Below are 20,614 nucleotides of genomic sequence, written 5' to 3'. Positions count from 1 at the left end.
TGGATTAAAAGACGAACTGGATAAGTAAATCACGTTTCATGATAGTCTAAGTTAGAATTGTCATTGGTTAAGGCTTCTGACCTTTTCAAACTACGCCCAGACCGTACTTATAAAAGCCTTCTTATCCACTTGATTATAAGTCAAGTGCATACGTATTTCTTCCTTATATTACCAGTCATATACGCTTATTCCAAAAAAATTCATAATATGAGGTTTTATTGGCCTCTAATAAAAACTGCTTAGCACCATTAATAACTGCACATGAAAAAATTTGGAAAATCAATCTCTAGAGTAGTATGGTTTGTTTCCCTCTTTGTTTGTGTGGCAATTCATCCCCAAAAAAGTTCGGCGCAGAACAAATCTACCATTACCATAACCTATCCTATTAGTTCAACTGTTTGGGAAACCAATGAACCGGCTGAATTACAATGGAAAACCCAAAATATTGATACTTCGAAGTCCATTCGTTTCTTTTTGCTACGGAATAAAACCGTGGTACAAGAGTTGGGCAGGTTCAAAAATAGTGGAGGTGCCATGGGAATCAGACTTGCCAAAAATGTGGGTTCAGGGGACAATTATCAAGTAATGGGCATTGAGTTGTTTCCAAACAATAAAGAACAAATTGCTAAATACGCCACTGGTTTTTTCTCAATCAGGAACAGGGAAGCTGACTTACGAAAAAAGGAGTATGAATTAGCCAAAAGCAATGCAACTCCCTCAAAGGTTACAAAGAAAAAAACAAGAAATCAACCAACCCCCAGTCCTCCACTTCCAAAGGAGTTTGAGGGTCGCAGAATATCCTATGTCAAAAACTTGACCTTTGATAGTGAGCGTTTAAAGGTCAAAGTGTGGGACCATCAAGAAGAGGATGGCGATATCGTTTCCATATATCTCAATGGAGATCTGGTGCTCTCCAAACATTTGTTGACAAATGACCACCAAGAATTTGACATTGAACTAGACTCGGAAAAAGCAAATGACTTTTTATTATATGCCCATAATTTAGGGGAAGTATCTCCAAACACGGTTTCAGTTGAAATCACCAGCGACAAAAAATCAGAAACCATTACCTTGAATTCCTACCTAAGAAGTTGTGAAGCAGTTCTCATCAGTGTAAAAAAGTAAACTAACATTTTATCAATTGCTAATATCCTCATCGGTAATCATATAGGTATACTCAAAATGGTTCTTACCCGTCTCCCGTACCGTCCAATATTGGTCTATGTTGTAAATGTTCTTGCCTGGGCTATTCGGTTTGTAAATCTTCAATATTTCGTTAGCATTATTTGAAATGTAGATAGAATCAAAGACTGAGAGTGACAAGCCTGCCTGACCTATTCCTTCCGCTACCCCAATTCGTGGATAGTCTTGGCTATCCATTGATTCTACATTAATGATTTCAGCATTATCGATAAACTCAGATAGCAAAATAGCACTTATAAAATGGATTCTTAAATCACTATCGGTAGCATTTTCCAACAATGCATCAAGACTTTCACTTGGGTCGCAACCACTTAAAATCATCAGAAAGATTAAAAGGTGGTATTTTTTAATTTCCAATATCCTCATCCGTTATTGTAAATACTATTTCTCCATAAACAAATAGCCCAAAACTAGGATTAACAATCTCTTTGAACTTAAAAATCTCCCATGAGTCGAAATTGTATGGGCTGTTAACTTCACTTCCCAAGTAATCTGCTACCCCACTCCATTCTCTAATGAAATCATTGCCTATATAAAGCTCAAACCTAGGAACTTCAGCAACTGTATTGTATATGCTTATATTCGTTTCGATAACAGTCTGGAAATCATCCTCTTTGACACCATCGGAAGAGTAGCGTTGCTCAAAAAAGTCTTTTTTTTTAGTATTTGGAGGTAAAACGAGGGTGTCTGCAATTATAGTATTTCCATTATCGGGCCCATTAGTACCAAAACTACGATACACTAACTTTATTTCTTCATCTGTAGCGTTCCTAAAAACCCTTTGATAAATGTTGTCCTCGAATGATTCTTCGGGATCACAGCTTAAAATTGAACTAACCCCGATCATCCAGACAAAACAACGCAAAAAAGGAAAAGTCAAAACTTTATCAATCCCCAATATCTTCATCGGTTATTGTAAATACTATTTTACCCACTATATCATTGTTAAATGGAGGAGATAGTGATTCAAATCTCCAAGAATCCTTATTGAAGGGGTTATTTATTTCTTTTCCAAAACTTCCAACTGGAGGCGCCCATTCACGAACCAATTGGTTTGACACAATAAGCTCAATTTTCATATTTTCAGAATCCTCGATGATTGAGAAATACTCGTCCACCTGATCATTCTCAAATACAAAAGCGTTATTGCCCATTTCCTGTTTTGCTGAAATATTTAAAGAAACAGTATTACCGTTGCCAGATAGGGGCCAATTTGTCAAAACAACGTTAATATCAGAATCAGAGTTATTTAAAAACTTTACAACACTTTGTATCTCTGGGGGATCAATTTCTGTAATACCACAGCTAACTAATATTAACAGACTATAGCCAACCAGCAAAGACTTGTTAATTCTCAATATCCTCATTTTCTAAGGTGAAAAAAATTCTACCACGCTCTAAACCACTTTGCAATAAAGTTGGTTTTTGCACTTGCCATGAGTTTCTATTGAATGGACTTTTTATAGCCGTGTCTGCTGGAGTCCATGTTTTTACTAAGCCATTGTCAATATATAATTCAATGATGAAATCTGAACTAATTAAATCACCTATATATTCTTGAACTGGATCATCGCCGCCTACAAAAGCGACTTCAGAGTTCTTTAGTGCACCTTCCTCGCCTGCAGTAAGTAACAAGGAATTAATATCTTCCATATTTGAATTCTTAAGAAGTATAAATAAATCTTTGTTTGTCGAATTTTGGTAAATGTCAAAATACAACTCCTTTGGAGGGTCTATTTCGGTTATGCCGCAGCCAGTAAACAAAACAAGACTATGGCCAATCAGGATAACCTTGTCAATTCCCAATATCTTCATTGGTAATCGTGTAGGTATACTCAAAATGGTTTTTGCTCGTCTCTCGTATTGTCCAATATTGGTCTATGTTGTAAATGTTCTTGCCTGGGGTATCTGGTTTAAATACTTTTAACAAATCATTCGTTGATGTTGTAATATATATAGAGTCATAAATTGAATTGTTTACCACCACTCCTCCCATTGCACATAGAACACCTCTTGATACTGTTCCATCGCTTTTAAGGAGTATTTGGTCCGAATCATCCATTGAACCAACGTAATTGATTAACAAATCTATTTCTGTACTATTCACCAAAACCTCATCCACACATGATTCTGGATCGCAGGCAGCATAAGTCAGAATCATTGTTAGGCTTAAAAAAAACTTTTTCATAATTTTTTTACTTCCAGTAATATGCTTCAAATAGTTTTTTTAAGTCATTTGCATCCCTATTTCCATTTTCAATAAGCAACCTATCTCTAAACTTTTGAGGGGATTCAATACCACTATCTAAGGCATCATAAACATTTTTAATGGAGTATCCTGACACATCATCGTAATATCCCAATCGTACTAAGTCCCTTTTGTTGTCGGTAATGTCTTGAATTATTCCGCCAGGAATCCATCCTGTCCAACCACTATTATTTCTGTATCTATCTATATTTAAATTGTTTGGTTTTTTTAACGGGTCAAAGTTCTCAAAAGAGTTTAAAGGAAAAGGTGCTTGGTTTATACCGAACTCTTTAATTGTAAAGTCATATCCTAAATGATATGCCCAAGCTTCACCTAATGCACAAACACCATGGTTGTGGCCATGTCCATCTCCATAAGGACGTCTTCCCGAGTTAAATGTACCATAGGTGATAATGTAGTTGATATATTTTATCCAATAACTGCTGCCCACCTTTTTAAAATGGGAAGCATGGGCCAACTCATGAAATGTAGTTTCGAAAACCCTACCTGTTCCCTTACTTGCCCCCGCTCTAATAATAAGATCGGGTTGTATAAACTTCAGCATATGGGCCAATGTATTTAGCGATATACTAATGCCGTTAGCCTTGGCCAAAAAGTTCTTCACTTTTGATCTTGAGGTAAAACCATAGATGCCCCAAACCCTTCTCAACATGGGTGCGGCAGATGGCCCAGTGCCGCCCAATGCCACAATCCTGAGATTGGAATGTGGTTTGCCCACGCCAAACTTTGTACAATAGTTCAAATACTTTACCGTGGCATTGTTCACGGTCGCCCAGCTCCAAGCTCTATTATTGGTATAAAAATTCATATTGTGCCCTTTATTGCTACGCCGCCCTGCACGATATCTGGCAGAGGATATTGTAACCACTGATCTCCATACCTTAAAGCCCCGCGTATTCTTGAACACCACCGTATAACGAACGGGCCTTCTATATCTTCTGTTGACACTGTAATATCCTTGGGAGTTTGTCCACCCTTTGGCCCACTTGAACCATCTACGGGTCTTTATCTTTACCCCCACCACGGGATCCATGCGCCCCGTGACCGTATTCTTGACCTTTACATAGCCTTGTGGTCTTCTTTTGCGTCTTTCTGTTGGGGAGTTGTTATACTGGTCATCTTCCGGGGTTTCATAATTGCCTGTTAGACGCAGGGCTTCATCTTCCAAATCAAAAAGAAATTGCTTGGAAACCTTGGTCTTACCTCCAACTGTAGTGGTTTCTTCTTCGTCTTCCTCTTCCTCCTCTATGTGTGCAGGTTCAGGTAGAAATAAGTCTTCAATTTTTTCATACTTCACTTCAGGATGGAATTTATAATCCACAGGAACCGATGTATATGCCCATTTGGATTCTACATTCACCGTGTCTTCCGCAGGAAGATAGTCGCCTTCTTCCAAGATTTCCATATCCATGGGGGTGTTGGACAGATTAAGGGAGTCGGCAAGTAATAGCTTTTGTTGCTCATCATCTTCTATCCAGAACTTTACGTAAACATCGGTTGTTTGTATATCCGTAGAATCCTTAAAAGTAAGCCCCTTATATTTCTTATCCAGTCCTGGTGACACCTCTTGCAATTTGATCAGTGCCCTGCGCATATTAGTGACTGAATATGGGTTTTCCAATTTTTTGCCAAGTACCATTTTTTTGCCTGTGTCTTCAACATAAGTTTTAGGATTGTCCGCAACTACATTAATTGAGGGTTCTTCCTTTTGGCATGAATGCATAAGCATAAAAACAATACTTAGAGTAAGTAGGTTAAGTTTTTTCATTTTCCAGTTCTTTAAGATTGGTTATTGGGTACTGTACCAAAATGAAATAGGGAGGGCAACCTTTTGGGACTTCTATATTTTGGGGCAAGAATAAAAGTCCGAGTGTTAACTTAATTGCTCTTAAAAACAAAGTCCAGAGCGACTGATAAAAGTTTTCTCCTATTTAAGATGTAAGACAATACGCATTTATCAAACTTAACCGGGTATTTAAGAAACGGAGTAGTTCAATTTATGGATGGGCTAATTGGGTTGACGAATGTGCTGTTTGAGTCAATAGATATACTCAAACCAATGGTGAACAAAAAAAGCCTGAACTGATGTTCAGGCTTTTTGTACCTTGGGTGGGAATCGAACCCACACTCCCGAAAGAACTGGATTTTGAATCCAGTGAATTTATAATCAAAAACCACTAACTTTATTCATAATCAATTGCTTATGAATTATTTAATGATTCAAGATATTATTTGATATGCTTTAAAATTAAAATTTGTTGTACCTATGTTGTACCTAAATTGATTAATTTTATATAGTAAAAATTTCTGTATATGGCCTCAAACGCAAAAATAGTTCTCAGAAAAAAATCAAACAAAGAGGGGCTCTATCCACTTGCGATAAGGATAACAAAAAATCGTCGTTCCAATTATCATTATATAGGTCACTATATCGAATTGAAAGATTGGGATGAAAAAAATATTAGGGTAAGAAAATCTCATCCAAATCATAAAAGGCTTAATAGTTTGCTGGTAACGGAGCTTTCTGAAGCCAATAAAGCACTTATAGATTTACAATCCGATAAGAAAGACTTGTCCGCTAACCAAATTAAACAGAAGCTCTATAAATCTTCGCAATCAACTTCTTTTTTTGAAGTGGCCGAGGAATTTTTAAAGGAATTGGAAGCCAACAATAAAATAGCTCGTCTATCTGCGGATAAAGCTCGTGTTAACCATGTCTTGAGTTTTTCAAAAAATAAACAGCTTACTTTTCAAGAAATTGATGAACAGTTTCTTAGAAGATTTAGGAGTTATCTCAGAAATAAAAGAAACGTATCCGAAAGGTCTGTTATCAATAACTTTGTGGTAGTCAGAACTCTTTACAACAGAGCTATAAAATTGGGTATTGTAGACAAGAAGTTATATCCCTTTGGTTCTGATAAAATTCGAATTAAATTTCCGGAAGCTGAAAAGGTCGGTCTGGAAAAAGAAGAGGTAATTGCCTTAGAAACAGTTGAGGAACTTAACGAAAATCAGGTTCACTCCAGAAATGTCTGGCTTTTCAGCTTCTACTTTGCCGGCATAAGGGTGGCTGATGTATTAAAGATTAGATGGAGCGATATTTATGATGGTAGACTTCATTACAGAATGGATAAAAACTCAAAACTTCTTTCTTTAAAAATTCCAAATAAGGCATATAGCATTTTGGACCAATACTTAAAAAGCAAGCATCATGATAATGATTTTGTCTTTCCCGAAATGAAAAAAGCTGATTTCAAAAACCCCAAAGACGTTTATAACAAAATAAAAACAGCCACTAAAAAATTCAACAAATACTTAGAGCAAGTAGCTGAAAAAGCTGAGATTACAAAAAAGGTAACTATGCATATTGCTCGCCATAGTTTCGGAAACATTTCTGAAGATAAAATTCCCATTAAAATGCTTCAAAAGCTTTATAGGCATTCGTCAATAACAACAACCATAAATTATCAAGCCAACTTTATTCATAAAGAGACAGATGAAGCATTAGATAGTGTAATCAACTTTTGACCTTATTTAACAAGTCAATGGTATTCTTTTGAACAATTTTGGAGGTTCAAAATGTGTTGTTACTTCGATTGGCTCCGTCTATAGAACGACACTTACTAATTCAATCGTTGTGAACCGTTTTTTCTTTAGATTATCCTCAACCATCTTAACTCGAATTGTTTGGCTGATACTTGCGGTAACAATTCTTAATGCATGTGGCACACAAAAAACCGCAAATGAGGTTAACGTTATTGTTTACAACAACTTCTTTTATTCTCAAAAGAACTATGATTCGATAACGGCTGAATTCCTAAAATCAGACTTGGTTGATAGTCTTCATTTTGTCGGTTTGCCTATAAAAAAATCACTTTTTGCTTTTCAAATAGATACTATGGCCATCACTCGGTATGGAATAGCGATGGAAGTACTTGATAAAAAAATTGATTCGATTCGCGAAAAATCAATTGAAGAAATAAGTCAAGCTTGGGTAGCCAGCAAATCTGGCCAAAGAGTTCCATTAAGTGTAATTTCCAAGGTTTATGCGACATGGGATTATTACAGGCCTGATATTTATCTACCCGAGCCTTCTTCCTTCAAATACCAAGATAGAAAAGCTATAAAAATCAAACTTTACACTAAAAAAAGAAACACAAGGAAATTAAGAGCGTTTGCATCAAAAAAAGTAATGGAATTTCTCAACACTGCTAAAGCCTCATATGATGAATTTGAGATACTAAATGAATCCTTCAAACAATAACATGAAGCAATCACTATGAAAAAAGTATTTATTGGCTACACGTGCTATCTACTTACCCATTTAATTTCCTAAGTGCCCGATTTAAGCTTCTTATGGAAACTCCGAAGTAGCTAGCGAGATCTTGCTTATGTATTTTGGACCTTGTATTTTCATCAAATTGAGACAAACTACTTAATTTCTCCTCGAGTGTATGCAGTTGATTGTAAGAATGCCGAGTCCCTTTATAATAAATCTTGGAAATCAATGCATTTATATAAAGCCTGTTTAGCTTCTTATCCTTCTCTATCAATTTTAAAAACTTTTCGTGTTTAATTTTAAAAACCTCAATATCTGTGATGGCTTCCACCGCACAAAGACTAGTGCTACCATTAACGATTTCTAGCTCACCGAAGAGCTCACCAGTACCGAAAAACTCTTGCACAAATTCCTTTCCACTCTCTTCTATTAAAAAACACTTTATCAATCCTTCAATCATGATATAAATGTTTTTCACTCTAGAACCTTGTTCAATGATTTTATCCGAGGCTTTATAACCAATTCTTACAAAGTCTGAATTCTTGTACTTTGTTATATCAATTATATACTCTTTAAGTTCAATATTTGTTCTGATCATTGGATACGGGACATATGTCCTAGCTTTGAAATTAATGCCATCATTTCTTTGCATAAAGTTAATATTTAGAGTGATGTCATCAACCATTTTCAAAACTGAGTTCATTCTTATTTGTTTCAGCTCGCTTTTTTTTTCAGCAAGCTATAATATGTTAATTTCAGAACTTCCTTCCTATTTAAGTGAACTTGGGGGTGCTGAATATAAGGGTCTTATAATCTCATTGTTTACTCTTACTGCTGGTGTCTCAAGACCTTTTAGCGGCAGGCTGACCGACACCATTGGCCGAAAGCCTGTAATTTTCATTGGTGCAATGGTCTGTATCATTTGTGGGCTGATATACCCAATTATGGAAACAGTATTGAGCTTCTTTGTTTTACGTTTTTTCCATGGCTTTTCAACTGGATTTAGCCCAACAGGATATGCTGCTTACGTTTCTGATATAAGTCCTAAGGAAAGAATGGGTGAAGCCATGGGAATTCAAAGTATATTTTTTGTCACCGGCCTTGCCCTCGGACCGGCCCTTGGAAGTTTTATAAAGCTGAATAGTAGTTATAATCTGTTGTTCTATTCATCTGTAACAATGGCACTACTTTCAATAATTCATATTCTAGGAATTCGAGAAACAAAGAGTATTTCAAATTCTTTTAAATTTAAGAGCCTTTACCTAAAACCGAAAGATATCTTTGACATAAGGGTATTTAAGCCCGCAATGGTTACTTTTTTAGTTTACATGCAATTTGGTGTCGTTCTTACCATCGTGCCCGACTGGAGCGATTATTTATCTATTGGCAACAAGGGAGCTTTTTTTATTTTCTTTACCTTATCATCAATAATAATTCGTTTATTCTCCGGAAAACTATCCGATATTCATGGACGATTAAAAGTTCTGAATTGGGGTCTGATACTTTTAGCTATCGCTATGTCCATCATAGGTTTTTTCCACACAGCTTATGGTTTATTTATTGGAGCACTCATATACGGTGCCGCCATGGGAACTCTTACACCATCCTTAAGTGCATGGACCATAGATTTAAGCTCTCCCGATGCTAAGGGCAGAGCAATTTCAACCATGTTTATAGCATTAGAGGTCGGTATAGGTCTTGGTGCACTAGTTTCAGGTTGGTATTTTCATGATGAAATTAAAAACATCCCAATGATTTTCATCTGGAGTGCCATACTGGCCCTCTTCACAATAGCCTACTGCGCATGGTTAAGAAATACCCTAAAATCTATCTAGTAAAGGCAGGCTTTGTTCCTATCAAAATTTGATACTAGAAGATTTTATTTAGCTAATTTTTGTCCGTCAACTTAGGCGCCCATTCACTCCAGTTTTCCATTTCACCATTTCTAGTTTGTCCGCCCTGTGCAAAAAAGTGCTCAACTCTCTTGTCAAAATCCGGGGCTTTTACCAATTCTGCAAACCACGCGTTGGAAGTAATAAATTCATTGGACCGTCCTTCTTCAAAAAGATTTACCGCTGCCTTGTTCAAGGCTATAGCTTGCGCCGGATATGAAGCTATTCTGTAAGCTAATTCATCCACGAAAGAGTCAATTTCAGTTGAAGACAATGCTCTATTGATATATCCATACTTTTCAGCTTCCACAGCCGAAAAATCTCCACCACCCAAGCAAATTTCCATAGCTCGGGAGCGTCCTATCTTTCTAGCTAAATATTGTGCCGAACCACCTCCTGGTAGAATGCCTATAATCACTTCCATTTGGGATAAAAATGCCTTCCCGATTTCCCCAAAACTCATATCCATGGCCATGGCAAATTCTGCTCCCCCTCCCCTAGCACGACCCTGAATTTTAGCTATGGTAGCCTTTGGCATAGTTCTAAACTTTTCCAGTAATCCGGAATATAAAGGCATTTCATCACTATCATAAGCACCTTGGTCCCTGAATTCCTGTAAAAGTTTAAAATCTGCATGAGAAAGAAAATAATCGGGGTTACTACTTTGAAATACGATTACCTTAATATTAGAATCTTCTTCAAGAAATTGTGCTAGTTGAACAAGTTCCATTACCGAAACCATATCCAAAACATTGATTTCGCCATGATGAAAAGTTACAAAGGCAACGCCTTTGTTTGTTTCGACCTTTAAACTGTTGAATTCAGTGTTTAATAGTGCTGAAGAATCTTGATTATTATTTTTTGTGTTTTGCATTGAAGTTATGTTTTTATGAGTTTACAAAACTCCCAACTTTCAATGTCAAAAAGATTGATTGAAGTCAACGTTTTTTCAATCTACTTAGAGTTTCAGGAGACATTCGCAGGTAAGATGCAAGGTACTTGTTGGGGATTTCCTGAAATATATGTGGACTCCTTTCAAGAAGCCTTTTATATCGCTCATATGGAGAGCGTGTGAGTACGTCTATCTCCCGATCCAATTGTTGAACGGCAAATTCCTCCAACATATTCAACCACAGATTTTTGGTTTCCTCAGAGGAATTAATAAAATCAAAAAAATCCATCCTGCTTATCGGTAGTAGCGATGTTCTTTTAATGGCCTGAATATTAAACTTGGATGGCTCGCCTGTTAAGAAGGATGGAAAAGATGTCATCCATGAACCATTATATCCCAGACGCAGTATGATATCATCTTTTCTAGTGCTTACAAAAATCTTTAAAGCTCCAGACTTGACTATGTGCATATCCCAAGCTATTTGTCCCTTTTTAATCAGAAAGTCATTCCGCTTTAGCTCAATAGGGGTAAGCCCAGAAGTCAATATGTGTTCCTCAACCTTCGCTTTAAGTATTTCTGAAGCACTTTGGTACTTCTTAGTGTTGTTTTTTGATGGAGGTATGGTCATGAAGGTTATTGAACTTTTTTAAAAACAATATTATTTAAATTATGGTCTACAAAGGTGCTGTTATTTAAAATAGCATCTAAATTGAGACATTTCTTTACTCAATTTATAGCTTCTTTAGTTAGGCCCTCAATAAATTGTAGTGCGATTCTCCTTCCTTTTCGATGCCATAAAATCCATCAACAAACGGATAGATGTGGATACGTTCCTAGGTAATTCTTTCATTGGATTTGTATCCGAACCTCTTGAATCTATACCAAGATTGCCCGCATGGGTCAGTTTTTAGTTTACCGTTCAACCATCCTGGGATTTTGCTCGGTTATATACCTACATTTCGGTAGGCATTCCTCTACCAGTTTCCACATAGCTTTTCAAACTTTCAGTTATATAGAAATCCCATGCAGACGAGCATACCCCATAGCATACTGCATGAGGAACAAGACCTTGATGTAAAAAATCGACTATAGTACCTTCCGCATCCGATGTTAATTCCCAATGTAGCCTTGAACCAAGCCATTCCTCATCCATACCTTTAATGTTATGGTCTTGATGAGACTCAATGCATTCCCAAGTAACATGCTCATTGGCGCTTAACTCTATCACCTTAAATCTCCAATACGATTTTCCGCCAAACGTGATTTTAAAAATTTTACCAAGCTCATTTGGTTGTTCATCAACTTCGGACCACCAAGCATCTACTTGTTGAGTGACAGATGCGAATACACGTTCCTGTGAAGCATTAACCAAAACACTCTTTCTGTAATCTTGTAACGTTTTATTTCCTATATTCATAATTAATAAAGTAATTGCTAAACACAACTAGTTGCAATGTTATTTATTTATTTTTGTTAAGCAAATTTTTAACTAGCTTTTTCAATTGGCAAAAGAGAAGAAATACAAGTCAAACTGTCCTCAATATCTGGCTTTGGAAGTATTCGGCGATAAATGGACCCTCCTCATTATTCGGGACATGATGATTAATGGTAAGAAGTACTTCCGCGAATTTCTACAGTCCAAAGAAAAGATAGCATCCAATATTCTCACCAATAGACTTCAGATGCTTGAGGAAGAGGGTATCATCCGTAGAAAGCAGGATCCCAATCACAAACAGAAAATCATTTATTTACTTACGGAAAGAGGGATTGACCTATTCCCCATTCTTATGGAAAACGCGCGATGGAGCTTGAAGTATAAACCTGTTGAGGATATTGACAGGGCCAAGGCACAAGCAATTCTAGATGGAGGGCAAAAGGCAATTGAACAGATAATGGAACAACTTCGACATGAGCACTTAGATTAGCGTAAAAAACTATGTAATAGTCACTTCAATACTTATAACTCAAAACACCAATAGTGAACTCATAATTCAGTTAATTCGTTGTCAAATTTTCTAACTCTATTGTACTCGTTCAAAAGTTCCTTTTGCATTTTTATCTGTAATTCCTTACCACCCTCAATCAAATATCGAACATAGTCACTTTCATCCTCGGTCACCTTGCGGTATTTGAAACTCCATTCGGTAATTGTTAGCATGGTGGGCATCAAATCTATGCCTTTTGGTGTCAAGGTATACAGGAGCTTTTGCTTATGACTCTCGTCATTTGTTTTAATTAAGATTCCGAATTCCTCTAATTTACTTAATCTATCCGCTAGAATGTTACTGGCTATTTTCTCATTTGAATCCAACAATTCCCTGAAATAACGCTTTCCCACAAACATTATATCCCGCACAACAATAAGCGTCCATCTATCACCAAAGACCTCAAGTGCCTGGGTAATGGGACAAAAGGATTTACATTCCCGCATATCTAATATTTTTTCAAAAGTAGTTGCAAAACAAAATTGGTTTTATATATTTGTCCAGTTGCTTTTTGCAACCAGTCAAAAATACAAATTTATCCGAGGATTAAAAATTTGAGAATGGACTTGTCAATTGTGCGCTTACTTGAGCAATATGATTTTCACACTAAACTTTATCAAAATTGTTTAGAAGACATAAGACCGAGTGATGCGCAAAGAAGAGTAACCTTGGATACAAACCACATTGCCTGGTTGGCAGGAAATCTCGTTTCTGTTAGATACCAGCTGGGGAAGAGCATTGGGCTTAGAGAACAGAGCAAATTTGATGAGATCTTTAAAAACCAAAGACCTATTCAAAATCACATTACCTACCCTGATTTGGTGCCAATAAGAGAGGAATGGCTTCGCATAACCCCAATTTTAAGGGAAAAGTTGCTGTCTTTAACCAAAGAAGACCTTCTGAGCGACCAGCCCTTTGATACACCCTTACTTGGTAAATCAAATCTGCTAAATACCATCACTTTTATAATCCATAGGGAATCGTATTCAATAGGTCAAATGGGACTACTAAGAAAAATCTTTGGCTATGAGGCCATGCAGTATAATTAAAACAAAGGACTAAAAATGAAAAATCAATTATTACAAAGTAAAAATGCACTCATATTTGGAGCAAAGGGTGCACTAGGGAAACAGGTGGCAAAAGCTTTCAAAGAAAGCGGGGCAAACACTTATCTCTCAGATATCAATGTTGAAGGCATTGAATCATCCGACCTGGGTGAAATCAGAAGGGTGGATACATTAAACGAAGAGGAAGTCAAAGCTTATTTTTCATGGTTCGAACATGAAAATGTTTCGGTTGACATTGTTATCAATCTAAGCGCTTCCAACCCTGCGGAATACAACCATGGCAAACCTGCAATGGACGTTTCCCTAGAACAATTTTTGATTCCTCTAAAAACGACTACAGCCAATCAATTTGTAACAGCAAAAGCAGCATATCCATTGATGTCAAAACAGAAAAGAGGTGTCATCATTTTTATCACCTCCACCTTAGCAAAAGTTGGTTCCCCTTGGAGTACTGCGCTTACAGCTTCACACGCCGCGACCGAAGGTTTGGTGAAAAGTCTGGCTACTGAATGGGGGGCAGAAGGCGTTCGCGTCATAGGGGTGCGTTCCGAAGCTATGCCTGATTCGCCGACCATTGATTACACCTTTACCACTATGGGCGCCAACATGGGCATGGGTCGGGATGAAATGCAAGGATTCATAGAACAACAAAAGACTGCTTTAAAGCGTCTTCCGTCCACGAAAGAAACGGCAGAAGTTGTTGTACTCGCCGCCTCAGATTTGGCGGGATATATGACTGGCACAATGCTTAATCACTCAGGAGGACACATTTTAGAATAAGCCATACTTAACCAACGATTTTTAAATGAATCCACTAAAAAAAACTGACAGTAAGCTGAACTCGTTTTCCACTAAATGGGCCGAGTTCGTCATCAAGTACAAATGGGGAGTCTTATTGGCAAGTATTCTCTTGGCCTTAGGAATAGCCTCTCAGGGCAAGATGGAGTTTGACGGGGATTATCATACCTATTTCAGCGATGATAACCCTGAGCTTTTAGCATTTGATGGTCTCCAGGAAAAGTACACCAAAGACGATAACGCCTTTATTGTATTGACAGCTAAAAATGGGGATGTCTTTACCAAGAAAAACCTAATGGCCATTGAAGAACTTACTGCCCAAGCATGGAACACGCCTTTTTCAAATAGGGTGGATGCCATTACCAATTTTCAATACACAAGAGCCGATGGCGATGATTTGTATGTTGAAGATTTATCGTATGAAACCTTTTCAAAATCTGAGAAGGATATCAAACGTATTAGGCAAATTGCACTAAGCGAACCACTTCTCTTGAATAGATTGATTAATAAAGATGGCTCCATTACGGCTGTCAATATCAATGTAACTTTCCCTGGCTTAAGTGATGATGAAAATCCTAAAAGCGTTGCTTTCGTCCGCGATTTAATTGAGGGATTCCAAGAGAAACATCCTCAGTTTGACGTACATCTTTCGGGTATTGTCATGTTACAAGATGCCATGTTCACCACTGCGCAAAAAGACATGATGTATACGGTGATAATGTTTGTTATTGTCATTGTAATGTTAATCATTCTTACACGTAGTTTTTATGGTACCATAGTTACGTTGCTAACAATTATATTTTCTATTGCCGTGTCCATAGGCTTCTTGGGTATTGCCGGAATTAAATTGACACCTTCATCTGGATCCTTCCAAACTATAGTTTTGACACTTGCCGTAGCGGATAGCATTCACATCTTGGTCACTTTTCTGTATGGCATCCGCAAAGAAGGGATGTCCAAAAATGCAGCAATTGTCGAAAGCCTACGATTGAATTTTATGCCGGTGTTTATAACAAGTATTACCACCATCATAGGGTTTCTTTCAATGAATTTTGGTGATGTACCTCCATTTGCAGATTTAGGCAATATCGTTTCCGTTGGAATTCTGGCCGCCTTAGTATTCTCCGTAACATTCCTTCCAGCTTTTCTAGCCATTATGCCGATTAAGCAAAGAGAACCAAGCAGCAATACGGGCAGATTCCCAAAGAAAGATTGGCTGTATCGCTTTGGCGAATATGTCTCGGAAAATCCCAAAAAACTGGCCGTTATCTCGCTATTGGTTATAGGGGTGCTATCAGTACTCTCTTTTAGAAATTTCTTCGACGATGAATTTATCAAATACTTTGACGAGACAGTGGATTTCAGAATTCATAGCGACTATATCAGTGATAACATCACAGGGATATATAACATAGAATACTCCATCGGAGCTGGTGAAAGTGGTGGCATAAATAATCCCAAATATCTCAAGAAACTGGAGCGGTTCGAAAGGTGGTTCGAAAAACAGCCCAACGTGGTACACGTAAACTCCTTCACCGAAGTAGCACGAAGAATCAACAAATCGATGCACGGTGATGAGCAGCACTTTTACAAAATCCCTGAATCGAGGCAAGAAGCCGCCCAATACCTGCTCTTATATGAAATGTCGTTACCATTTGGTCTTGACCTTAACAATCAAGTTAACGTAGACAAGTCGGAGACTCGATTTACAGTGACCACCAGAAACCTTAGAAGTTCCGAATTAATCGCACTATCAGAAGGTGGAGAAAAATGGTTAAAAGAAAATGCCTCCGAAGAAATGAGCGCATTGGGTACGAGCAGCACGCTGATGTTCTCCAAACTTGGGGTGAGACAAGCTGATAGCATGATGAGCGGAAACATCATCACTCTTATTTTGATTTGCTTGATACTTATGTTGGCCCTCAGAAACTTCAAGATTGGATTATTAAGTATTATTCCCAATGTAGCTCCCATAGCAATTGGGTTTGGAATATGGGCCCTTTACCTAGGTGAAGTAAATACAGGTATGGTAGTTGTTTTCGGCATGACCCTGGGTGTTATCGTGGACGACACAGTGCACTTCGTATCAAAATTTCTAAGGGCTAGAAGGGAATTGGGCTATACAGCTACAGATGCAGTCAAATACGCATTTGAAACAGTAGGAAAAGCACTTGTCATCACTACAATCGTATTGCTCTCGGGCTTTTTGGTTTTGGCACAATCATCCTTCGCGATGACTAGCTATATGGCCAGAATAACATGCATCATCATACCCGCAGCACTTCTAGTTGATTTCATTTTACTGCCATCATTGCTGATTTTAATCAGCAATGAAAAAAAATTAATAAAGGCAAAAAATTAATTTAAAAAACCAATAAATAAATGAAAAAAATAATCCTAACGGTACTATGGCTTGGCTTCATAAGTGGAATGAACGCCCAAAATCCAGAACAAAAAGGTTTGGAGATTGCTCAAGCTGCCAACAAAGCCGATGAAGGTTTTGGCAGCTCTAGTGTGAACTTAAGAATGGTTCTTAAAAACAAGAATGGGCAGACCAGTGAACGTGAAATAACCACTAAAACCCTTGAACAGATTGAAGATGGGGATAAGTCGTTGGTAGCGTTCAACTCTCCAAAAGATGTCAAAGGCACAGCCACATTGACCTATACCCATAAAATAGGTAGTGATGACCAATGGTTGTATTTACCTTCCATAAAAAGGGTGAAGCGTATTTCTTCTAGCAATAAATCGGGGCCCTTTATGGGAAGTGAATTTGCCTTTGAAGATCTTTCTTCAGATGAAGTGGAAAAGTACACCCACAAATTCATTGAGGAAAAAGATGGATTCCTCATTGTAGAACAAGACCCCGTAGACCCTAAGTCAGGCTATTCCCGAAGGTTGGTTTCCTATAATCAAAACAAAGACTATCGCGTAGAAAAGATTGAGTTTTATGACCGTAAAAATACATTGCTCAAAACTCTAAATTATGGCGATTATAAGCAATACAAGAATAAGCACTGGCGGTCAGGAAAAATGGTGATGACCAATCATCAGAATGGAAAAGAGACCACATTGATTTTTTCGGATTATGACTTTGGTCTTGATTTAGCGGAAGAAGATTTCACAGAAAATGCCTTGAAAAGAATTGGTAGTTGATTAATGGTTGATGGTAAGGAATCGCAAGCAATTAAAAAATGTAAGCGATTCCTTATAAACAATTTGGCTTTATGCGAATTAGATTAAACCTATTATTCTTTCTTTTTATATCTATAGGGCATTCACAAGAAGAAAAAGTGACCTATGACTTTGAACTTACATTGGAAGCGGAATATAGATACTTTCCTAAGGATGCAGCATTTGAGGGACAAAAAGATCATTTCCCTTCTCTGGCCATAAGGCCAGAATATTCCATAAGCTGGAACCAGGGTGACGATGCACTGAATTTCAAAGGTTTTTTCAGATTGGATGTAGATGATGAGAGAACCCATTGGGATATCAGGGAGCTATACTATCAAAAAACAAAAAACAATTGGGAAATCAGTATAGGATTGAAGAAGGTTTATTGGGGAGTTGCCGAAAGCAATCATTTAGTGGACGTCATCAATCAAACCGATGCCGTTGAAAGTTTTGATGGGGAACAAAAGTCGGGTCAGCCAATGGCGCAATTTTCCATTTACACCAACAACGTGGGAACATTCGATATCTTCTATTTACCGTATCACCGTAGGCGAACTTTTCCTGGCGTAAAAGCAAGATTGCGTTTTCCTCTTGTAATCGACAAGGACGATTTGGAGTATGAAAGTGATGCTCAAGAATGGCACCAAGACTTTGCCTTTAGATGGAAACATTATTTTGGCAGTGTTGATATAGGGTTATCACATTTTTACGGCACGGGTAGGGAACCACTATTCGTTTTTGATACGTTAGGAAGTATCAATGCCTTTTATCCCATCATCCACCAGACTGGATTAGACCTGCAAGTGACACATAATGCCTTTTTATGGAAACTGGAATCCATCTACCGCCATGCGGACGCTCAAGAATTCTTTGCGTTGGTAGCAGGTGCTGAATATACATTTGGGAACATCAAAAGTAGTGGTATTGATATCGGGGTTTTGTTGGAGTATCTCTATGATGAAAGAGACCAACTTGCCCTGACCGGTCTCCAAAATGATATATTCTTTGGAAGCAGAATTGCATTTAATGATGTTCAAAGCACCGAAATTCTTATTGGTGGTATTGCAGACCTAAAAAATAGTAGCAAAATTTTTAGCCTTGAGGCTTCGCGAAGGCTCGGTGCCAGTTGGAAGCTTGAAATCGAGGCACGGCTTTTTAGCCATATAGATAATAGAGAACTGATTTTATCAAACTTCCAGGAAGATAGCTTTTTTCGACTATCTGTATTAAAATATCTGTAATCAAAAAAAGAAATAAGTATGAAAGGATACCTCATAGAAAATTACGAAGTCGCGGATAAGGAGAACTATGTACCCCCTGTGAAAGTAATTAATGAAATCTTAGAGAAACATAATGGTAAATTTTTAGTGGCCACACCAAAAGCACAAACATTACATGGAAAACCTTTAGAAGTTATAGTCATCATAGAGTTCAATTCCAATCAAAATGCACTGGATTTCTATAATTCAAAAGACTACGCCAACTATAGGGAGCTTTATGAAAAAACCACTCAAGGTTGGGTTCTCAGTGCTCCGGAATACAAAGTTACCCGCTAGAAAAGATAAATCAATTAAAATCAAAAATTATTACTAATGGACTTTCAAAAAACAATCAAGGTAAAAACAACAAAGGAAAAAGCCTTTACGGCCGTCACCCAAGAAATCAACAAATGGTGGGGAAATGTAGATACCGATCAAGCTAACGAGATTGGCAATGAATTTTCAATCTATTTTGAAAATAATACAGAATGGCGATTCACCATAACCAAGTTAAATAAGTTCAACGAGGTACATTGGAAATGCATCTATGCAAACCATACCAGTGGGGACTTGAATGGAATAACCGATGAGTGGTTAAACAGTGAAGTCATATTTGAGTTCAAGGATTTAGGAAATGATGAAGTCGAGCTATTCTTTAAACATAAAGGATTGACACCAGAGCTCAATTGCTACCAGATGTGTGATGCCGGGTGGACTCATTTCTTTGCCAACAGTTTGAAACAATATTTGGAAACTGGAAAAGGAGCGCCGAATCTAGTGAAGCAATAAAAGTGAAGAGAAAAGCCCCGAAGTGGGGCTCTTTTTTACATCAGAAATCAACTAGTCAAGAAAACGCTTCATTGCCACAATGGCTTCTGCCGTTTTTTCCTCTTGTACAAAATGGCCGCTGTCGAACTCCTTGATTTTTGCAGTCGGTAGTTTAGATTTCCATTTATCAAGATAACTTGTATTTAAAAATGGGTCCTTTGTTCCCCAAAGGATAAGCCATTTCTTGTCTTCAAGAATGTCCAACTTTTCCCAAAGGCTTTGATACCAATCAGAAGCTCCCACAAATCCTTTTCCAATGGTTAGCAAAGCCTTTCTTGATTCACTATCCGGGAAAGGACTTAAATACTGTTGGTGTACCTCATCAGTCAATTTTGATGGGTCAATGAATGCTTGTTTAAGCAAGACCTGTACCGAGTAGTTTTGTTCAAGGTAATACTGCTGTCCAGCTTCACTATTTAAAAGACCGTCTATTTCCTGGGCCATTGGGTCTTCTTTTGTGGACCATAACCAGCTATTAAAAAGAACCACGTTCTTTATACGGTCAGGCTGTTGCAATGCAGCCCCTAAACCTATCGAACCCCCAAAATCGTGGACAACTAAAGTGATGTCCTTAAGATTAAGGGCAGTGATAAATGCGGCTAAGTTTTCAGAGTGGTTTTGAGGTGTTCCTTCAAATCCCGCAGGTTTCTCTGATAGACCAAATCCCAAATGGTCAATGGCAATACAGCGATACGATTCTGATAACTCCTTTACAAAATCCCTGTATAAAAAAGACCAGGTCGGGGTTCCGTGTACAAATAGCAATACATCTCCTTTCCCTTCATCTACGTAGTGCATCTTTCCCGAGGGAAGTTGAACGTGTTTACTTTGAAATGGATAAAGTACGGTGTCTACCCAGTGCTGTGCAGATATGCTCAATGTACTCATGATAAATAGATTTAGAATTAAATATTTCATCTTAGAATTTTATTACTGATGAAACAAAATTCAACAAACCTATTCAC

The 20,614-nt window shown here is 37.6% G+C and carries 24 protein-coding genes; 12 read left to right on the top strand and 12 right to left on the bottom strand.

Annotated features, from left to right (window positions below):
* Nucleotides 1–261 precede the first annotated feature (261 nt).
* On the top strand, nt 262–1,125 hold the full coding sequence (locus CLV81_RS07065) for a hypothetical protein (RefSeq protein ID WP_106144324.1): 864 nt from the start codon (nt 262–264) through the stop codon (nt 1,123–1,125).
* Between the two features lie 12 nt (nt 1,126–1,137).
* Here the strand turns inward: CLV81_RS07065 and CLV81_RS07060 are convergent, their stop codons facing one another.
* Genes CLV81_RS07060 through CLV81_RS07035 form a run of 6 tightly spaced genes read right to left on the bottom strand, consistent with a single transcriptional unit; the run spans nt 1,138 to nt 5,240 of the window.
* Entirely contained in the window at nt 1,138–1,524 is a 387-nt protein-coding gene (locus CLV81_RS07060) for a hypothetical protein (RefSeq protein ID WP_146129848.1), read from the bottom strand.
* Nucleotides 1,525–1,549: 25 nt separating this feature from the next.
* On the bottom strand, nt 1,550–2,110 hold the full coding sequence (locus tag CLV81_RS07055; protein ID WP_106144322.1) for a hypothetical protein: 561 nt from the start codon (nt 2,108–2,110) through the stop codon (nt 1,550–1,552).
* Nucleotides 2,091–2,570: a hypothetical protein gene (locus CLV81_RS07050; protein WP_106144321.1), complete on the bottom strand. Its 480-nt coding sequence runs from the start codon at nt 2,568–2,570 to the stop codon at nt 2,091–2,093. Before CLV81_RS07050 ends, CLV81_RS07055 begins: the two co-directional genes overlap by 20 nt.
* Complete coding sequence (locus CLV81_RS07045) at nt 2,551–3,018, bottom strand: hypothetical protein (RefSeq protein ID WP_106144320.1); 468 nt, start codon at nt 3,016–3,018, stop codon at nt 2,551–2,553. The genes CLV81_RS07050 and CLV81_RS07045 overlap by 20 nt, the downstream gene beginning before the upstream one ends.
* Nucleotides 2,999–3,391 (bottom strand): hypothetical protein, encoded by a 393-nt coding sequence (locus tag CLV81_RS07040; protein ID WP_106144319.1) that lies wholly within the window; start codon nt 3,389–3,391, stop codon nt 2,999–3,001. The genes CLV81_RS07045 and CLV81_RS07040 overlap by 20 nt, the downstream gene beginning before the upstream one ends.
* A gap of 7 nt (nt 3,392–3,398) precedes the next feature.
* Nucleotides 3,399–5,240: a hypothetical protein gene (locus tag CLV81_RS07035; RefSeq protein ID WP_146129847.1), complete on the bottom strand. Its 1,842-nt coding sequence runs from the start codon at nt 5,238–5,240 to the stop codon at nt 3,399–3,401.
* A gap of 545 nt (nt 5,241–5,785) precedes the next feature.
* Here CLV81_RS07035 and CLV81_RS07030 point away from each other — a divergent pair.
* On the top strand, nt 5,786–7,000 hold the full coding sequence (locus CLV81_RS07030; protein ID WP_106144317.1) for a site-specific integrase: 1,215 nt from the start codon (nt 5,786–5,788) through the stop codon (nt 6,998–7,000).
* Between the two features lie 28 nt (nt 7,001–7,028).
* A complete protein-coding gene (locus CLV81_RS07025) occupies nt 7,029–7,736 on the top strand; it encodes a hypothetical protein (protein ID WP_106144316.1) in 708 nt (235 codons plus the stop codon).
* Nucleotides 7,737–7,788: 52 nt separating this feature from the next.
* On the opposite strand, the gene CLV81_RS07020 is transcribed toward CLV81_RS07025, so the two are convergent.
* Nucleotides 7,789–8,454 (bottom strand): Crp/Fnr family transcriptional regulator, encoded by a 666-nt coding sequence (locus tag CLV81_RS07020; protein ID WP_146129846.1) that lies wholly within the window; start codon nt 8,452–8,454, stop codon nt 7,789–7,791.
* Here CLV81_RS07020 and CLV81_RS07015 point away from each other — a divergent pair.
* Nucleotides 8,384–9,586, top strand: coding sequence for an MFS transporter (locus CLV81_RS07015; RefSeq protein WP_335341153.1), 1,203 nt, complete (start codon nt 8,384–8,386; stop codon nt 9,584–9,586). The genes CLV81_RS07020 and CLV81_RS07015 overlap by 71 nt on opposite strands.
* A gap of 52 nt (nt 9,587–9,638) precedes the next feature.
* On the opposite strand, the gene CLV81_RS07010 is transcribed toward CLV81_RS07015, so the two are convergent.
* From CLV81_RS07010 to CLV81_RS07000, 3 genes are all read right to left on the bottom strand, one after another.
* Nucleotides 9,639–10,517 (bottom strand): enoyl-CoA hydratase/isomerase family protein, encoded by an 879-nt coding sequence (locus tag CLV81_RS07010; RefSeq protein WP_106144314.1) that lies wholly within the window; start codon nt 10,515–10,517, stop codon nt 9,639–9,641.
* Nucleotides 10,518–10,581: 64 nt separating this feature from the next.
* Nucleotides 10,582–11,163 (bottom strand): Crp/Fnr family transcriptional regulator, encoded by a 582-nt coding sequence (locus tag CLV81_RS07005; RefSeq protein WP_106144313.1) that lies wholly within the window; start codon nt 11,161–11,163, stop codon nt 10,582–10,584.
* A gap of 324 nt (nt 11,164–11,487) precedes the next feature.
* Nucleotides 11,488–11,952: an SRPBCC family protein gene (locus CLV81_RS07000; RefSeq protein ID WP_106144312.1), complete on the bottom strand. Its 465-nt coding sequence runs from the start codon at nt 11,950–11,952 to the stop codon at nt 11,488–11,490.
* Nucleotides 11,953–12,037: 85 nt separating this feature from the next.
* Here CLV81_RS07000 and CLV81_RS06995 point away from each other — a divergent pair, with 85 nt between their 5' ends.
* The gene (locus CLV81_RS06995) at nt 12,038–12,460 is read left to right on the top strand and encodes a winged helix-turn-helix transcriptional regulator (RefSeq protein ID WP_211297989.1); all 423 of its coding nucleotides are present in this window, start codon (nt 12,038–12,040) and stop codon (nt 12,458–12,460) included.
* A gap of 59 nt (nt 12,461–12,519) precedes the next feature.
* Here CLV81_RS06995 and CLV81_RS06990 read toward each other — a convergent pair whose 3' ends face one another.
* Nucleotides 12,520–12,966 (bottom strand): winged helix-turn-helix transcriptional regulator, encoded by a 447-nt coding sequence (locus CLV81_RS06990; protein WP_106144311.1) that lies wholly within the window; start codon nt 12,964–12,966, stop codon nt 12,520–12,522.
* A gap of 114 nt (nt 12,967–13,080) precedes the next feature.
* On the opposite strand from CLV81_RS06990, the gene CLV81_RS06985 reads away from it, so the two are divergent.
* The 7 genes from CLV81_RS06985 to CLV81_RS06955 all read left to right on the top strand — a co-directional run bounded on the left by CLV81_RS06985 (nt 13,081) and on the right by CLV81_RS06955 (nt 19,610).
* Nucleotides 13,081–13,569 carry a hypothetical protein gene (locus CLV81_RS06985; protein WP_106144310.1) on the top strand — a complete coding sequence of 163 codons (489 nt, stop codon included), beginning with the start codon at nt 13,081–13,083 and terminating at the stop codon, nt 13,567–13,569.
* Between the two features lie 15 nt (nt 13,570–13,584).
* On the top strand, nt 13,585–14,367 hold the full coding sequence (locus tag CLV81_RS06980) for an SDR family NAD(P)-dependent oxidoreductase (protein ID WP_106144309.1): 783 nt from the start codon (nt 13,585–13,587) through the stop codon (nt 14,365–14,367).
* Nucleotides 14,368–14,392: 25 nt separating this feature from the next.
* Nucleotides 14,393–16,747 (top strand): efflux RND transporter permease subunit, encoded by a 2,355-nt coding sequence (locus CLV81_RS06975; RefSeq protein ID WP_106144308.1) that lies wholly within the window; start codon nt 14,393–14,395, stop codon nt 16,745–16,747.
* 20 nt (nt 16,748–16,767) lie between these two features.
* A complete protein-coding gene (locus tag CLV81_RS06970) occupies nt 16,768–17,541 on the top strand; it encodes an outer membrane lipoprotein-sorting protein (RefSeq protein ID WP_106144307.1) in 774 nt (257 codons plus the stop codon).
* A gap of 71 nt (nt 17,542–17,612) precedes the next feature.
* The gene (locus tag CLV81_RS06965) at nt 17,613–18,803 is read left to right on the top strand and encodes a hypothetical protein (protein WP_106144306.1); all 1,191 of its coding nucleotides are present in this window, start codon (nt 17,613–17,615) and stop codon (nt 18,801–18,803) included.
* An 18-nt stretch (nt 18,804–18,821) separates the two neighbouring features.
* Complete coding sequence (locus tag CLV81_RS06960; RefSeq protein ID WP_106144305.1) at nt 18,822–19,118, top strand: DUF1330 domain-containing protein; 297 nt, start codon at nt 18,822–18,824, stop codon at nt 19,116–19,118.
* A 36-nt stretch (nt 19,119–19,154) separates the two neighbouring features.
* The gene (locus tag CLV81_RS06955; protein WP_106144304.1) at nt 19,155–19,610 is read left to right on the top strand and encodes an SRPBCC domain-containing protein; all 456 of its coding nucleotides are present in this window, start codon (nt 19,155–19,157) and stop codon (nt 19,608–19,610) included.
* Between the two features lie 51 nt (nt 19,611–19,661).
* Here the strand turns inward: CLV81_RS06955 and CLV81_RS06950 are convergent, their stop codons facing one another.
* Nucleotides 19,662–20,537, bottom strand: coding sequence for an alpha/beta fold hydrolase (locus tag CLV81_RS06950; RefSeq protein ID WP_245911944.1), 876 nt, complete (start codon nt 20,535–20,537; stop codon nt 19,662–19,664).
* Nucleotides 20,538–20,614 lie beyond the last annotated feature (77 nt).

Source organism: Flagellimonas meridianipacifica (assembly GCF_003001695.1).
In the GTDB taxonomy this organism is placed as follows: domain Bacteria; phylum Bacteroidota; class Bacteroidia; order Flavobacteriales; family Flavobacteriaceae; genus Flagellimonas; species Flagellimonas meridianipacifica.
The sequence above is the reverse complement of the archived record's forward strand: the minus strand, read 5'-3'. Positions and strand labels throughout refer to the sequence as shown.

Excerpts from the sequence above, each read along its gene's own strand:
- CLV81_RS06970 (WP_106144307.1), top strand. The coding sequence starts at position 16,768 with ATGAAAAAAATAATCCTAACGGTACTATGGCTTGGCTTCATAAGTGGA.
- CLV81_RS07050 (WP_106144321.1), bottom strand. The coding sequence starts at position 2,570 with ATGAGGATATTGAGAATTAACAAGTCTTTGCTGGTTGGCTATAGTCTG.
- CLV81_RS07015 (WP_335341153.1), top strand. The coding sequence starts at position 8,384 with ATGCCATCATTTCTTTGCATAAAGTTAATATTTAGAGTGATGTCATCA.
- CLV81_RS06960 (WP_106144305.1), top strand. The coding sequence starts at position 18,822 with ATGAAAGGATACCTCATAGAAAATTACGAAGTCGCGGATAAGGAGAAC.
- CLV81_RS07000 (WP_106144312.1), bottom strand. The coding sequence starts at position 11,952 with ATGAATATAGGAAATAAAACGTTACAAGATTACAGAAAGAGTGTTTTG.
- CLV81_RS07065 (WP_106144324.1), top strand. The coding sequence starts at position 262 with ATGAAAAAATTTGGAAAATCAATCTCTAGAGTAGTATGGTTTGTTTCC.
- CLV81_RS07010 (WP_106144314.1), bottom strand. The coding sequence starts at position 10,517 with ATGCAAAACACAAAAAATAATAATCAAGATTCTTCAGCACTATTAAAC.
- CLV81_RS06990 (WP_106144311.1), bottom strand. The coding sequence starts at position 12,966 with ATGCGGGAATGTAAATCCTTTTGTCCCATTACCCAGGCACTTGAGGTC.
- CLV81_RS07005 (WP_106144313.1), bottom strand. The coding sequence starts at position 11,163 with ATGACCATACCTCCATCAAAAAACAACACTAAGAAGTACCAAAGTGCT.
- CLV81_RS07020 (WP_146129846.1), bottom strand. The coding sequence starts at position 8,454 with ATGAACTCAGTTTTGAAAATGGTTGATGACATCACTCTAAATATTAAC.
- CLV81_RS06985 (WP_106144310.1), top strand. The coding sequence starts at position 13,081 with ATGGACTTGTCAATTGTGCGCTTACTTGAGCAATATGATTTTCACACT.
- CLV81_RS07060 (WP_146129848.1), bottom strand. The coding sequence starts at position 1,524 with ATGATTTTAAGTGGTTGCGACCCAAGTGAAAGTCTTGATGCATTGTTG.
- CLV81_RS07045 (WP_106144320.1), bottom strand. The coding sequence starts at position 3,018 with ATGAAGATATTGGGAATTGACAAGGTTATCCTGATTGGCCATAGTCTT.
- CLV81_RS06980 (WP_106144309.1), top strand. The coding sequence starts at position 13,585 with ATGAAAAATCAATTATTACAAAGTAAAAATGCACTCATATTTGGAGCA.
- CLV81_RS07035 (WP_146129847.1), bottom strand. The coding sequence starts at position 5,240 with ATGAAAAAACTTAACCTACTTACTCTAAGTATTGTTTTTATGCTTATG.
- CLV81_RS07030 (WP_106144317.1), top strand. The coding sequence starts at position 5,786 with ATGGCCTCAAACGCAAAAATAGTTCTCAGAAAAAAATCAAACAAAGAG.
- CLV81_RS06965 (WP_106144306.1), top strand. The coding sequence starts at position 17,613 with ATGCGAATTAGATTAAACCTATTATTCTTTCTTTTTATATCTATAGGG.
- CLV81_RS06950 (WP_245911944.1), bottom strand. The coding sequence starts at position 20,537 with ATGAGTACATTGAGCATATCTGCACAGCACTGGGTAGACACCGTACTT.
- CLV81_RS06975 (WP_106144308.1), top strand. The coding sequence starts at position 14,393 with ATGAATCCACTAAAAAAAACTGACAGTAAGCTGAACTCGTTTTCCACT.
- CLV81_RS06955 (WP_106144304.1), top strand. The coding sequence starts at position 19,155 with ATGGACTTTCAAAAAACAATCAAGGTAAAAACAACAAAGGAAAAAGCC.
- CLV81_RS07055 (WP_106144322.1), bottom strand. The coding sequence starts at position 2,110 with ATGAAGATATTGGGGATTGATAAAGTTTTGACTTTTCCTTTTTTGCGT.
- CLV81_RS07040 (WP_106144319.1), bottom strand. The coding sequence starts at position 3,391 with ATGAAAAAGTTTTTTTTAAGCCTAACAATGATTCTGACTTATGCTGCC.